Below are 11315 nucleotides of genomic sequence, written 5' to 3' on the forward strand. Positions count from 1 at the left end.
ACGTCGCCACCATCGCCTCCCCCGAAACAACCGGCGCACGGCGGGGACCAAAAAATTCCGTTCGCGTAACGTTCAGCACCGCAGCGGCTCCAGCAGGCAGGGAGGAAAGGCGGCTCTTTGTGGGTCCGTTGCCCCGCCGCCGCAAGAGCCTTGCGGTTGAAGCGCCCGGCGATCGGAAGGCGCCGCGGCCGGGCCTGCCCCGTCGCCGCGGCGCCCCGCATTCACCGGCCGTTAGCCATGCCGCGCGCCGGGCTCCGGCGCATGGGAACGTCGCCGCCGGAGCGCGGCTTGTCCCGGCGTGGTCAACAGGGAGAGCGGGTGATGGCATTCCCGGGCTTCTCGGACGTCGTGCCGTTCCAGACTTTCGCGCCGATTCTGGCGTCCCTCGCCGCGCGCCGTGCGCGTGGCCCCGCCGTGGCGGCGGCGCCTGACCGGGCGGTGGCCGCGCCCGAGTCGTGCCGTCCCGAGTCGTGCGCGCCCGAGTCGTGCCGTCCCGCGCCGGCCGCCGCCGCGGCGGAACGGGCCTTCGCCGAGGCCGGGTCGGCTTCGCCGGGCTGGCTGCGGGCCCGCAGCTTCGCCGCCGCGACGGCGCGCTATCGTCTCGCCGACGCGGCCGCCGGCACATTGGAGAGCGAAGTCGCCACGCTGCTGGAGGTGGAAAATGCCGGCCGGGGTGTGCTCGTGCTCGCCGACGGCCGGGCGCTCGACATCGTGGTGTGCCGCACCGGGGCCGGTGCCGCGGCCTTTACCGTGCTGGGCGAGCGCCTCGACGGCTGAGGCAACGCATGGCGGCCCGCCGGGCCCGAACAGCCCGGAGCAAGCTCCGGCTGCTTACGTCGGCCAGCGTCTCCTCCGTCGCGGCGGCATGAGGTGCTTGCGATCCGGAGATATCGATGAGTTCCGCTTCTATTCACGCGCTGCGGCGGCCGCAACCGCTGGGTTTCGACACCGCGCTGCTCGACAACCTGCCGTCGGCCGTGCTGCTGTGCGATCCCACCACCGGCCTCGTGCGCTATGCCAATGCGCGCGCGCTCTCGCTGTTCTCCGACATCCGGCGGGCGCTCTCGGCGACGGCCGAGGGCCTCGTCGGCGCCAGCCTCGCGCTGTTCGGGCTCGATATCGGCCCGGCCGGCGACCGCCTTTCCCGCCCCGGCGTACTGCCGCTGCATCAGACGGTCGAGGTCGGCGGCGAGGTATTGACCTTCGACATCGTGCCGCTGCGCGACGGCCGCGGCCGGCTGAGCCATCTCCAGGTGGTCTGGAGCGTCGACACCGAGGCCGTGACCGCGCAGAACAAGTACCGCCGGCTGCTCCAGATGGTGGAGCAGATGCCCATCAACGTGATGACCTGCCGGCTCGACGGCTTCACCATCGACTACGCCAACAAGACCAGCCTCGATACGCTGCGCCGGATCGAGCAGTACCTGCCGATCAAGGCGTCGGAGCTGATCGGCTCCTCCATCGACGTCTTCCACAAGAAGCCGGAGATGCAGCGCGCCATGCTGGCGGATGCCTCGCGCCTGCCGCACACCGCGCGGATCAAGGTGGGCCCGGAGACGCTCAACCTCAGCGTATCCGCCCTGACGCGGCCGGACGGCTCCTATGACGGGCCGATGCTCACCTGGGCCCTGGTCACCGATTCCGTACGTGTGGCCGACAGCGTGAACGGCGTCATCGAAGGCATGGCCCGCACCTCCACCGCGATGGAGAACGCCAGCCAGCAGCTCACCAGCCTCACCGCCCAGAGCGAGCACATGAGCGCCTCCGTCTCCGCCGCCGCGGTGCAGATGTCGGGCTCGTTCAACGAGGTCAGCCAGCAGATTCACCGGGCCAATTCCATGACCAGCCAGGCCGCCGACCAGGCGGCCTCGGCCAACGGGCTGGTCGGCGGTCTGGTGCAGAGCGTCGAGCGGATCGGCAACGTTTCCGCGCTGATCGAGCGGATCGCCTCGCAGACCAACCTTCTCGCCCTCAACGCCGCCATCGAGGCCGCCCGGGTCGGCGAGGCCGGCAAGGGCTTCGCGGTCGTCGCCTCCGAAGTGAAGGCGCTGGCGCTGCAGACCGCCAACGCCACCAAGGACATCAGCAATCAGGTCGACGCGGTGCAGCGCGCCAGCGGCGCCGCGGCCCAGGCGGTGAGCGAGATCACCGGCAATGTCCGCACCCTGCGCGACGTGTTCGTGGCGCTGTCCTCGGCGGTCGAGGAACAGGCCTCGACCAATGAATCGGTCAGCCGCAGCATCGAGGGGGTGTCGTCGGCCTCCAGCCGAATCCGCGGCTCGGCCACCGAGATCGCCGGCGTCTCGCGCGAGATCGTGGGCTTCGCCGAGCGGCTGCGCAGCGAGGTGAAGGTTCTCATCGCGCAATGAGCTAAGGGCGGCACCGGCTCCCCCCGCTTGCGGTCCGCCCTTCCGGCGACGCCCGGCCCCGGCCGGCGTCGCCGGCCCCTTTCGTGCCGTCAGCGCGCCAGTGCCGCGACAATGTCGGCGCAGGGTGCCACCGCGCCGAAAATGCCGCCCTCGGCGCAGATCATCTCGATCGCCGCCTCGTGATTGGCGGCGATGGTCGCGGCGCAGCCGTCCGCGGCCAGCAGGGGCTCATAGCCGCGGTCCACCGCCTCGCGCAGGGTCGAGTGGACGCAGACATCCGTCGTCACCCCGCACAGCAGCAGATGGCGGATGCCCCGCGTCACCAGCAGCCGGTCGAGATCGGTGGCGTGGAAGGCGGAAAAGCCCGGCTTGTCCACCACCGGCTCCCCCGCGGCCGGCGCCAGCTCCGGCACGATGTCCCAGCCCGGCTCGCCCCGCACCAGCAGCCGCCCGAGCGGGCCCGGCGTGCCGATTTCGGCGCCGCCGGCGCGGGAGCGGAAGCGCTTCTGCGGCAGCAGGTCGGAAAGATCGGGCCGGTGGCCCTCCCGGGTGTGGATCACCAGCCCGCCAAAGGCCCGCACCGCCGCCCGCAGCGCCGCGATGCGCGGGATCAGCGCCTGCGCCGGGCCGACATCGTAGCCCATGGCGCCGATATAGCCGGCGGGGTCGCAGAAATCGCGCTGCATGTCGATGATGAGCAGCGCGGTGGTGGCGGGGGCGAGGTCGCCGCCATGGGGAAACGCATAGGGCCGGGCGGGGATCGTGGTCATGAGGGCATCGGGGGCGTGAGGGCGGCGGGCGGGGCCGGTTCGGTCCCGACTCAGGGAGCGAGGGCATAATGCCTGTGCCGGTCGCCGCGTGGTATCGCGACGCCGCGTTCGAGCGAACGACGGCACGTCGAACCCATCGGTGCGGTGGTGCCGCGAGGGGCGAGGCGGTGCCGGGTGCCGTGGTGGCGCCGCGCGGCGGCGGGCGGAGGCCCCCGGCCTCGACTCAGCGGGTCGGCCCGGCCCCGGCCCCGGCGTCCGTCCGGTTCATGCGGGGTGGCGGCTCACCCCGCCGATGCGCGCGCATCGCCGCGCGGCCCGACGCGGGCGGCGGGGGCGCGGCGGAGCGTCTCCCGGCCTGGGCGGAAGCGCGGGCGCGGCTGGTGCGGGCGAAGCGAGGAGGGCGGCGGCGCGGAGGGCGGCGGCCCACGTCGCAGGGCGGCGGGGCTTGGGCTCAGGGCGCCCGGGCAGCAACGCGCCGGGGATGGCCGGCCGGGCAAGCATGGGGCAGCCCGTGGGTACGCCCCGGCGGCGGCGGCGCGGCGGGCGGCGTCAAGGTCAGGTCACGCGGCGCGTCGGCGCGGCGGTGAAGGGGGCGGTCAGCTCCGCTTGCGCACGCTCTTGGCCGGCGGCGGGGCGCTGGCGGCGGCTTCCCGCTCGGCGGCTTCCTTGGCCAGCCGGGCGAGCCGCAGCCGGGCGGTCTTGGCGTCGCGGTTGGCGACTTCCTGGTCGATCATGGTCTGGGCCACCTTGTCGGTGGCGGCCCGCTTGGCCTCGCCGGCCGAAAGCTTGGGCTGAAACAGACTGTCCTTGGTGAGCTTTGCCAAATGCTGGTCCTCCAAAACGAAAAAAGGCCGGGTTGCCCCGACCTTCTCTCAATCGCCTCGACGGGCAGTGCCAGTACATCCGTGGTCAAGACCCGGAAGCGATATCCTCACGCGGCGCGCAGGCTGCCGGCAGAGCTCTTGCCCGACCGACGGTCGGTCTCGATCTCGTAGCTGACCTTCTGGCCCTCGTTGAGCGAGGACATACCGGCCCGCTCGACAGCGGAGATATGGACGAAAACGTCCGGCCCGCCGGCGTCCGGCTGAATGAAACCGAAGCCCTTCTGGCCGTTGAACCACTTCACAGTACCGATCGCCATAGCGAATTCCTTTCAGGTAACAGTGTAACAGCACCACCCCGAAATCTCCGAGGTGGCGTAATAGCTCGATTTTGAGAGGAAGTTCGCCGAAGCGCCGAAGCGCGAAACAAAGTTCAACGTGCAAGATCGATGATGTGACCCTACGCGTCTAATGTGTCCTTTGCAAGGCTATTCGCTCTCGGGGGCGGAAAGCCTAGCGCGGGCGACCCGGCGTGAGCAGCTTCTTCTTGGGGGCGGGGAGCAGTCCTTCGCGCTGGGCGGCCTTGCGGGCGGCCTTGCGGGCACGGCGCACGGCCTCGGCCTTTTCGCGCACGCGCTTCTCGGACGGCTTCTCATAGGCGCGGCGCGCCTTCATCTCGCGGAAGAGCCCCTCACGCTGGAGCTTCCGCTTCAGGGCCTTCATGGCCTGATCGACGTTATTCTCGCGGACGAATACCTGCAAAACCTTTTCCAATCGATGCCCGGAGGGCGCTCAGGGACTCCCGCCGAGATTGGCGGGCGACAGCCCCTATTTAGGGCATCTGCGCGCAAATGCGAGCCTCAAGGCGTGCGGCCGCCTGCAAATGGTATCCGGGCGGGGATCACGCCTGAAGAATGCGGCCCAGCAGCCGCGCCGAGGCGGGGCAGAGGCTCGCCGCCTGCGGCGTCTGGCGGATGGCGGCGGGCGCGGCCTCCCGCGCGACGGGCGCGAAGCCCAGCCGCTCGAAGAAGCCGGCGGCGTCCTGCGTCAGCAGCCACGCCCGCTCGGCGCCGTCCTCGCCGGCCCGGCCGGTCAGCAGCCGCACCATGGCGCGGCCGGCGCCGCGGCCGCGGAATTCCGGCCGCACCAGAACCGAGCGCAGCAGCGCCTCCGGGCCGAAGGCCTCGTAGCCGCCATAGCCGACGAGCCGGCCGCCCAGGGTGCGGAAGGCGAAGAAGCGGCCGGGCGAGGCGCGCAGGTCCTGCGTCGGCAGCCCCGCCTCGCGCAGCGCCTTCGCCAGCCGCGGCTCGGTGGCCGCGACCTGCTCCTCGCGCAGGAAGGGCGCGCCGTCTTCCCGGTCGAGGTCGGTCGCGGGCACCACCGGCAGCAGGTCGAGCACCCGTTCCGCCGGCCGGCAGAGCTTCACCCCCAGCGGCGAGACCACCAGCGGCGTGCGAAGCCCGGCGCCGGGCTCTTCCGCCGGCGCGGCGCCGGCCGGTCGGCCGGCCGTGGCCAGACCTTCCGTGGCCAGACCTTCCGTGGCCAGTCCTTTCGTGGCCAGACCTTTCGTGGCCAGACCTTCGCCCGCGCCGCGCGTTTCCGCCGCCCGCAGCAGCGTCGCCAGCGGCCGGCGTGCCCGCCGGGCAAGCTCGTCCAGCAGCACCGGGGCGGGCGGTGAGCGCGCGGGCGCGATCACATGAGGCTCCAGCCCGGCATGGCGGATCAGCGCGAGGGCCGCGCGCGATTCGGCATCGTCGGCGGCGTGATAGACGATGAGGTCCATGGGCGGAGCGATACGCGGCTGGAGGCAGGAGGATGTGACGGCGTGCGGGCACACGGTGAGGTCGGCGCGCCCCCGCCCATAGACTGGCGGAGCCGCCGGGCGGCGACAAGAAGGCCGTCGCCAAGTGCGCCTTCCGGTCTCTACCCGCCCCGTGGCGCGACACGGTAAGCCCGGCGCCTGCGCGCAAGCGCTGGCCGCGCCGCCGGAAATGAGCGAGAAGACGGGCAGGAACCACCCCCCGGAACCCTACCCCGCCGCCTCGGCTTGTCGGCGGGAGGAAACCGCCCGCCCGAGGCTCGCCATGCGCCCTGCCGCCCTGTCGTTTCTGCGTCGCCGGCCTGCCGCGCTGCGGCCGCTCGCGGTTCTGCCGGCCCTGCTGCTCGGCATCTCGGCCGCGGCGGCGCAGCCGCTGCCCAACGCGCTGGCGATGAGCTGCGAGGCGGCCCGCGCGCTGGTGCGCCAGAGCGGCGTGGTGGTGCTCGCCACCGGGCCCGACCTCTATGAGCGCATCGTTACCGGGCAGCGCTTCTGCATGATGCAGCAGACCACCGCCCCGGCCTGGATTCCGACGCAGGACCAGAAGCAGTGCCTTGTCGGCCGCCGCTGCCAGGAGCGCTGGTACTGGAAGCTGCGCTGAGCGGGGGACGCCGCCGCGCCTCCGCTCCGGCCGCCCTCCGTGCCTCCGTGCCTCCGTGCCGGCGCGGCCGGCGCGCTGCGGCGGGGAGCAAAGGCCCGGTAGGGGTCCGGGCGTGGCGGGGCGCGTGCGGGCCGCACTCCCCGGTTCGCGCCGAAGCGCTGCGGTTCGCGCGCCGCGGCGGCGAAAACCCTCGCCGCAGGAGGGGAATGGGGACGGCCTCAGCGACCCGGTTGGCGCGCCGTCCCGGCTTTGCTAGTTTCACCCGGCGCGGGAGCCCCTCCCGCCGGCTGGGCCTGTAGCTCAATGGTTAGAGCCGACCGCTCATAACGGTCTGGTTGCAGGTTCGAGTCCTGCCGGGCCTACCAAATCCGCCGATAGGCTTTGATTTTCCATCGCTTTTTCCTTGTTTCGTCCCACTGCTCTTTCCAGGCTTCGGAAGTGGGACACTGAAGCGAGTGTGGCTGATTTGCTAAATGGCAACTTTCCAGAAAGCGCCCTATATCATCCTTCACGATGGCGAGGCCGAATCCGAGACGAAGCGCCCTGATGCGCCCTTCGGAATCAGCATCAAGCGGGAGGCTGGAATGACGAATGAACTTAGGAAGCTGATTGAAGCAGCCAAGCGCGTAGAGCCTTCAGCCGAGCACCGTGAGCAGCAGCGGCGCAGCTTTGCGTATGGCAACACATCGTTCGAAAATGGCCGCATCACGCGCAGCATGATCGACGAGCAGGCAGAGAAGCTTGCGAGACAAGCTCGTGACGAACAGTGAAACTCCGGCCCAGCGCCATAGCCGCGCCGATGACGCCGAGCTGATCACCGATCCCGATATGAAGGCACAAGCGGAGGCCTTGAACGGCCTCCGCCAGTATGACGCAGGGCTTGCGACCATCCAGGCAGCCTTGGAACGCGGCGAACCCTTTAAACTGCGACTTTCGCATATCCTCGGCCTGCAGCGCGAAGCCCTTGCTGGCATCAGCAGCTATGCCGGTAATTTTAGGCCAGCCGGCGTGGCGATCGAGGGCAGTAAGCATGAGCCACCCGGCGCGCATCTGGTACCGGAACTCATCGAAGAGCTCTGCGATTATGTGAACGACAATTGGGACAAGACGCCGATCCACCTTGCCGCTTATGTGATGTGGCGGCTGAACTGGATTCACCCGTTTGCCGACGGCAACGGCCGCACATCGCGCATCACCTCCTACGTCGTGCTCTGTATTCGGCTAAAAGCCGTGCTGCCAGGGTTGCCCACAATTCCTGATCAGATCACCAGCAATCGAAATCCCTATTTCGATGCGCTCGATGCTGCAGATGCCGCATTTCGCGAGGGGCGGGTCGATGTGTCGAAGATGGAGCAACTTCTGTCGGACATGCTGGCGAGGCAGCTTCATGGGATCTATGAGCAGGCTGGTGGCGTTACGTCGAACGCCAGTATCGAGTAGTCCACCCGCTCCCATCAGGCACATTCTCTTCGTTTGGCGTCGGTCATCTGGAGCCCGCTCTCCCACAGCACCATCAAGATGAAGCCGTTCGCGTTGTACCCTTACGACAATATGCGGATTCTGTGAGTATCCCACTTTGAGCTAGGTTATGATTTTATAGATTTTAGTAGTCCTGTCAAATTTACCGATAATGTAAATGGGTTAAGGCAAAACAATGGACGGTTTGCCCGACGTCCCCAACAGAACAACCAACGTTTCACCCCTTGAGCGCAAAAGCTCCGACTTACCCATCGCCATCGTGTCCGAAGAACACTGGCGTCGCCATCTCTGAGCCGAGTTGACCCCGCTCGCACGAAAACGGGCCCGTCGATGACGGGCCCGCTCTCGATTGTTCCGCGAGGTGTCGCGGCTCAGCACTTCACCGCGCCGTTGGGGCAGGGCTGGCCGGTGGTGCCGGTGTTGGTGCTGGACGAGCCGCCGATGCCGCCCGCGGTGCCGCCGCCGGGCTGGCCGGTGTTGCTGGAGCCGCCGCTGGCGCCGGCGCCGGCGGCGCCGTCCGAATTGCCATTATTGCCGCCGCCGGGGCTGCCGCCGCCCTGGCTGGTGCCGCTGTCGCCGCCATTGTTGCCGCCACCGGAGCCGCTGCCGCTCTGCGCCATGGCCGGCGAGGCGACGAGAAGAAGGGCGGCGAGGGTGGCGGCGAGGGTTTTCGAGGTGTTCATGCTGGGCGTCTCCGTTGCGTTCGCAGGGTCAACGTGAGGTCCGCGCGATGGTTCCGGCCGGCAAAGTCGAGCGCATGACCAACGCGTGATGAGGCAAGTTGTCTTTGTGGAAGACGCGGCCGCCGCAGGTATAAATGCTGAGGTAGCGTAATGATCCCGTAGAATTGTTGCGTCGGCGGCCGGGCCGGCGCGGGGGTGCGGGGCGGGTCGTCCCGCAGCCCCCCGCTCCGTGGCCGTCCCGCCGCGGGCTGCGCCTGCCGCCGCAATGCCGCCGCCTTCGCGGGATGCTCTCTGGCTGCCGCTTCGTCAGTCGGTTCTCGTGCAAGGAAAGCCCATGACTCCCGTCCGCTCCGCCCGCCGCTTCGCCGCCCGGCCGCTCGTCGCCCTCGCGCTCGCCGCCGGCCTGTGCGCGCCCGCCCTGGCGCAGGACGCCGGCCAGCCGCTGCAGCGCCGGCCCACGCTTTCCGTCACCGGCGAGGGCAGCGCCAGCGCGGTGCCGGACATGGCGACCTTCTCCACCGGCGTCGTCAGCGAGGCGAAGACCGCGCGCGAGGCGCTCGACGCCAACAACGCCGCCGTCGCCGCCACCATCGCCGCCATCCGCGCCGCCGGCGTCGAGGCGAAGGACGTCTCGACTGTGGGCTTTTCGGTGCAGCCGCAATTCGCCAACACCAAGAAGGACGGGGTCGAGACCAGCCACATCGTCGGCTACGAGGTGCGCAACACGGTGAGCGTGCGGCTGCGCGACTTCGCCGGGCTCGGCGCGCTGCTCGACCAGATGGTGAGCGCGGGCGCCAACGAGGTCAGCTCGGTGCAGTTCGGCTTCGCCGAGCCCGGCAAGCTGGAGGACGCCGCCCGGACCGCGGCGGTGAAGGACGCCCGCCGCCGCGCCGAGATGATCGCCGAGGCCGCCGGCCTCAGGATCGTGCGGGTTGTGAGCCTCACCGAGAGCGGCGGCCCGATGCCGCCGCCCATGCCGATGCTGGCGATGCGCGCGATGAAGGCGGATGCCGTGCCGGTGGCGGCGGGCGAGAGCGAGGTGCGCGCCAGCGTCAGCGCGGTGTTCGAGATCGAGCCGCGCTGAGCCGCGACCGCGCCGCCGCCGGGACCGGCGCGGCGAGGCGCGCGACGGCAGCGCCACCCCCTCAGCCGTCCCGCGGCGGGCGCGGCGGCATCAGCACCCGCAGCGCCCCGGGCTGCACGGCATAGGTCAGCGGCAGCTTCTCCCGGTCGAGCTCGCCATCGGTGGAAACCCAGCTCCGGCGGCGGCTGCGGGCGATGGCGATCTCGTGCCCGGTGAGGCTGATGATGCCCGGATTGTCGCGCCAGCTATCGGTCACCATGTCGGCGCCGGCCTTCAGCCGGGCGAGGGCGCCGCGCTCCTCCACCACGTGGATTTCCAGCAGCCCCTCGTCCAGCCGGGCGCGGCGCCAGCCGGGGCCGCTGAAGCGGTTCACCGTCACCAGCGCCGCCAGAGCCTCGAAGGCGCGGGTCTCGCCGTCGATGGTGACGTCCAGCGACACCCGCCCGGAGCGGCGCAGCGCGTAGAAGGCGGCGATGGCGACGATGAAGAAGCGGCCGAGCTTCCAGTGCCGGGCGGCCTCCCGCGCCCGCGCCATCTGGCTGAAGAAGCCGATGCCGGAAATGGTGTGGAACGCCCGCCCGTTCAGCGTGGCGACATCGATGTCGGTCTCGTGGGCATCGCCCAGCGCGGCGATGGCCTCGCCGAGGTCGCGCGGCATGCCGAGATCGGTCGCGAGCAGGTTCATGGTGCCGAGCGGCAGGATGCCGAGCGCCCGCCCGGTGCCGGCCAGCGTCTGCACCGCCAGGCTCACGCTGCCGTCGCCCCCGCCCACCACCACCGCGTCGTGGTCGCCGGAGGCGGAGCCGCGGATGGCGTCGAGCAGCGCCGTGCCGGAGAGCATGCGCAGCTCGACCTCGGCGTCGTCGCCCAGCTCCTCCTCGATCAGGCGCGTCACCGTGTCGGCGCCGCGGTCGAGCACGGTGCCGGCATTGGCATTGATGAGGACGAGGACACGCCGCATGGTCGCTCCGCCGGCTGGGTGGGCTTAAGCAGATGGTCTCTTGCGCCGCAGCGTCAAGCCCGCGCCGGGCGCGCCTTGCGCCCGCCAGAGGGATGGGGCACTTGAGATGACGGGGCTATGAAGGCGGCCCTCTTCAGCGGCGGGGCAGGGCGATGAGCGACGGCAGCGGGGATTACAGGGGCGCGGCGGGGCGGCAGGTGGCGGCCGAGCCGGCGCCGGTGCGCCGCGGCAGGCCGTCCATCCTGCGGCTGCGGGCGGGGGCGCCGCTGGCGCTGGTGCTGGTCATCGTCTCCTTCATGATCGGCCGCTGGACCGCGACGCTGCTCTCGCTCGGCTGGGGCTGGGCGGCGGTCATCGGGGTGGTGGCGGCGCTGGCCATCGCCATCGGCCTCATGCGCCTGCCGGGCCGCATCTATGCGCTGGCGGGCGCGGTGGTCACCGCGCTGGTGGTCTACACCGCCTATGATTTCGCCCGCAACGCGATGGACTGGTCGTCCGGCACCGCGATCGCGCTGGGGCTGATCCCCGGCGTGCTGGTTGGCGCGGCGTTCTGGGATTTCCGCCGGCTGACGCGGGAAGTCACCGCCTGGGTCGACGGCCGCATCTGAGCGGGCGCTCCGCGCCGGCCCCTCAGGCGCGGCCGAGCCAGCGCCGCAGCATCGTCCGGGCGCGGGCCGCGCGGCCGGCCCGGGGCCGCGGCCGGCGGCGCGGCGGCGGCGCGGGCGCGG

The 11315-nt window shown here is 70.8% G+C and carries 14 protein-coding genes and 1 tRNA gene; 8 read left to right on the top strand and 7 right to left on the bottom strand.

Going from position 1 to position 11315, the window contains the following annotated elements; translation table 11 throughout:
- The first annotated feature begins 321 nt into the window (after nucleotides 1-321).
- Entirely contained in the window at nucleotides 322-777 is a 456-nt protein-coding gene (locus tag KHC27_RS13810) for a hypothetical protein (RefSeq protein WP_213339968.1), read from the top strand.
- Nucleotides 778-893: 116 nt separating this feature from the next.
- A complete protein-coding gene (locus KHC27_RS13815; protein ID WP_213339969.1) occupies nucleotides 894-2369 on the top strand; it encodes a methyl-accepting chemotaxis protein in 1476 nt (491 codons plus the stop codon).
- 89 nt (nucleotides 2370-2458) lie between these two features.
- Here KHC27_RS13815 and KHC27_RS13820 read toward each other — a convergent pair whose 3' ends face one another.
- The 5 genes from KHC27_RS13820 to arsN2 all read right to left on the bottom strand — a co-directional run bounded on the left by KHC27_RS13820 (nucleotide 2459) and on the right by arsN2 (nucleotide 5743).
- A complete protein-coding gene (locus KHC27_RS13820) occupies nucleotides 2459-3139 on the bottom strand; it encodes a cysteine hydrolase family protein (RefSeq protein ID WP_213339970.1) in 681 nt (226 codons plus the stop codon).
- A 596-nt stretch (nucleotides 3140-3735) separates the two neighbouring features.
- Nucleotides 3736-3963, bottom strand: a complete 228-nt coding sequence (locus KHC27_RS13825) for a hypothetical protein (protein WP_213339971.1) — start codon at nucleotides 3961-3963, stop codon at nucleotides 3736-3738.
- Nucleotides 3964-4070: 107 nt separating this feature from the next.
- Nucleotides 4071-4280, bottom strand: coding sequence for a cold-shock protein (locus tag KHC27_RS13830; RefSeq protein WP_213339972.1), 210 nt, complete (start codon nucleotides 4278-4280; stop codon nucleotides 4071-4073).
- A 193-nt stretch (nucleotides 4281-4473) separates the two neighbouring features.
- The gene (gene rpsU / locus KHC27_RS13835) at nucleotides 4474-4722 is read right to left on the bottom strand and encodes a 30S ribosomal protein S21 (protein ID WP_213339973.1); all 249 of its coding nucleotides are present in this window, start codon (nucleotides 4720-4722) and stop codon (nucleotides 4474-4476) included.
- 139 nt (nucleotides 4723-4861) lie between these two features.
- Nucleotides 4862-5743 (bottom strand): arsenic resistance N-acetyltransferase ArsN2, encoded by an 882-nt coding sequence (gene arsN2 / locus KHC27_RS13840; protein WP_213339974.1) that lies wholly within the window; start codon nucleotides 5741-5743, stop codon nucleotides 4862-4864.
- A gap of 301 nt (nucleotides 5744-6044) precedes the next feature.
- Between arsN2 and KHC27_RS13845 the strand changes: the two genes are divergently transcribed.
- The 4 genes from KHC27_RS13845 (at nucleotide 6045) to KHC27_RS13860 (ending at nucleotide 7820) form a co-directional block, all read left to right on the top strand.
- Nucleotides 6045-6380 carry a hypothetical protein gene (locus KHC27_RS13845; protein WP_246519935.1) on the top strand — a complete coding sequence of 112 codons (336 nt, stop codon included), beginning with the start codon at nucleotides 6045-6047 and terminating at the stop codon, nucleotides 6378-6380.
- 289 nt (nucleotides 6381-6669) lie between these two features.
- Nucleotides 6670-6745 (top strand) — tRNA-Ile (locus KHC27_RS13850).
- Between the two features lie 108 nt (nucleotides 6746-6853).
- Nucleotides 6854-7150, top strand: coding sequence for a hypothetical protein (locus KHC27_RS22060; RefSeq protein WP_343210909.1), 297 nt, complete (start codon nucleotides 6854-6856; stop codon nucleotides 7148-7150).
- A gap of 58 nt (nucleotides 7151-7208) precedes the next feature.
- Nucleotides 7209-7820 carry a Fic family protein gene (locus KHC27_RS13860; RefSeq protein ID WP_213339979.1) on the top strand — a complete coding sequence of 204 codons (612 nt, stop codon included), beginning with the start codon at nucleotides 7209-7211 and terminating at the stop codon, nucleotides 7818-7820.
- Between the two features lie 410 nt (nucleotides 7821-8230).
- Here the strand turns inward: KHC27_RS13860 and KHC27_RS13865 are convergent, their stop codons facing one another.
- Nucleotides 8231-8542 (bottom strand): hypothetical protein, encoded by a 312-nt coding sequence (locus tag KHC27_RS13865; RefSeq protein ID WP_213339975.1) that lies wholly within the window; start codon nucleotides 8540-8542, stop codon nucleotides 8231-8233.
- A gap of 334 nt (nucleotides 8543-8876) precedes the next feature.
- Between KHC27_RS13865 and KHC27_RS13870 the strand changes: the two genes are divergently transcribed.
- Complete coding sequence (locus KHC27_RS13870; RefSeq protein WP_213339976.1) at nucleotides 8877-9626, top strand: SIMPL domain-containing protein; 750 nt, start codon at nucleotides 8877-8879, stop codon at nucleotides 9624-9626.
- Between the two features lie 61 nt (nucleotides 9627-9687).
- On the opposite strand, the gene KHC27_RS13875 is transcribed toward KHC27_RS13870, so the two are convergent.
- Entirely contained in the window at nucleotides 9688-10587 is a 900-nt protein-coding gene (locus KHC27_RS13875) for a diacylglycerol/lipid kinase family protein (RefSeq protein WP_213339977.1), read from the bottom strand.
- Nucleotides 10588-10739: 152 nt separating this feature from the next.
- On the opposite strand from KHC27_RS13875, the gene KHC27_RS13880 reads away from it, so the two are divergent.
- A complete protein-coding gene (locus KHC27_RS13880) occupies nucleotides 10740-11195 on the top strand; it encodes a hypothetical protein (protein WP_246519936.1) in 456 nt (151 codons plus the stop codon).
- Nucleotides 11196-11315 lie beyond the last annotated feature (120 nt).

The organism is Ancylobacter lacus (genome assembly GCF_018390635.1).
Classification (GTDB): Bacteria; Pseudomonadota; Alphaproteobacteria; order Rhizobiales; family Xanthobacteraceae; genus Ancylobacter; species Ancylobacter lacus.

Bases quoted from the DNA above. Each gene is read 5' to 3' on its own strand.
- arsN2 (WP_213339974.1), bottom strand. From the start codon at position 5,743: ATGGACCTCATCGTCTATCACGCCGCCGACGATGCCGAATCGCGCGCG.
- KHC27_RS13875 (WP_213339977.1), bottom strand. From the start codon at position 10,587: ATGCGGCGTGTCCTCGTCCTCATCAATGCCAATGCCGGCACCGTGCTC.
- KHC27_RS13830 (WP_213339972.1), bottom strand. From the start codon at position 4,280: ATGGCGATCGGTACTGTGAAGTGGTTCAACGGCCAGAAGGGCTTCGGT.
- KHC27_RS13820 (WP_213339970.1), bottom strand. From the start codon at position 3,139: ATGACCACGATCCCCGCCCGGCCCTATGCGTTTCCCCATGGCGGCGAC.
- KHC27_RS13815 (WP_213339969.1), top strand. From the start codon at position 894: ATGAGTTCCGCTTCTATTCACGCGCTGCGGCGGCCGCAACCGCTGGGT.
- KHC27_RS13880 (WP_246519936.1), top strand. From the start codon at position 10,740: ATGAGCGACGGCAGCGGGGATTACAGGGGCGCGGCGGGGCGGCAGGTG.
- KHC27_RS22060 (WP_343210909.1), top strand. From the start codon at position 6,854: ATGGCAACTTTCCAGAAAGCGCCCTATATCATCCTTCACGATGGCGAG.
- KHC27_RS13870 (WP_213339976.1), top strand. From the start codon at position 8,877: ATGACTCCCGTCCGCTCCGCCCGCCGCTTCGCCGCCCGGCCGCTCGTC.
- KHC27_RS13810 (WP_213339968.1), top strand. From the start codon at position 322: ATGGCATTCCCGGGCTTCTCGGACGTCGTGCCGTTCCAGACTTTCGCG.
- KHC27_RS13865 (WP_213339975.1), bottom strand. From the start codon at position 8,542: ATGAACACCTCGAAAACCCTCGCCGCCACCCTCGCCGCCCTTCTTCTC.
- KHC27_RS13845 (WP_246519935.1), top strand. From the start codon at position 6,045: ATGCGCCCTGCCGCCCTGTCGTTTCTGCGTCGCCGGCCTGCCGCGCTG.
- KHC27_RS13860 (WP_213339979.1), top strand. From the start codon at position 7,209: ATGAAGGCACAAGCGGAGGCCTTGAACGGCCTCCGCCAGTATGACGCA.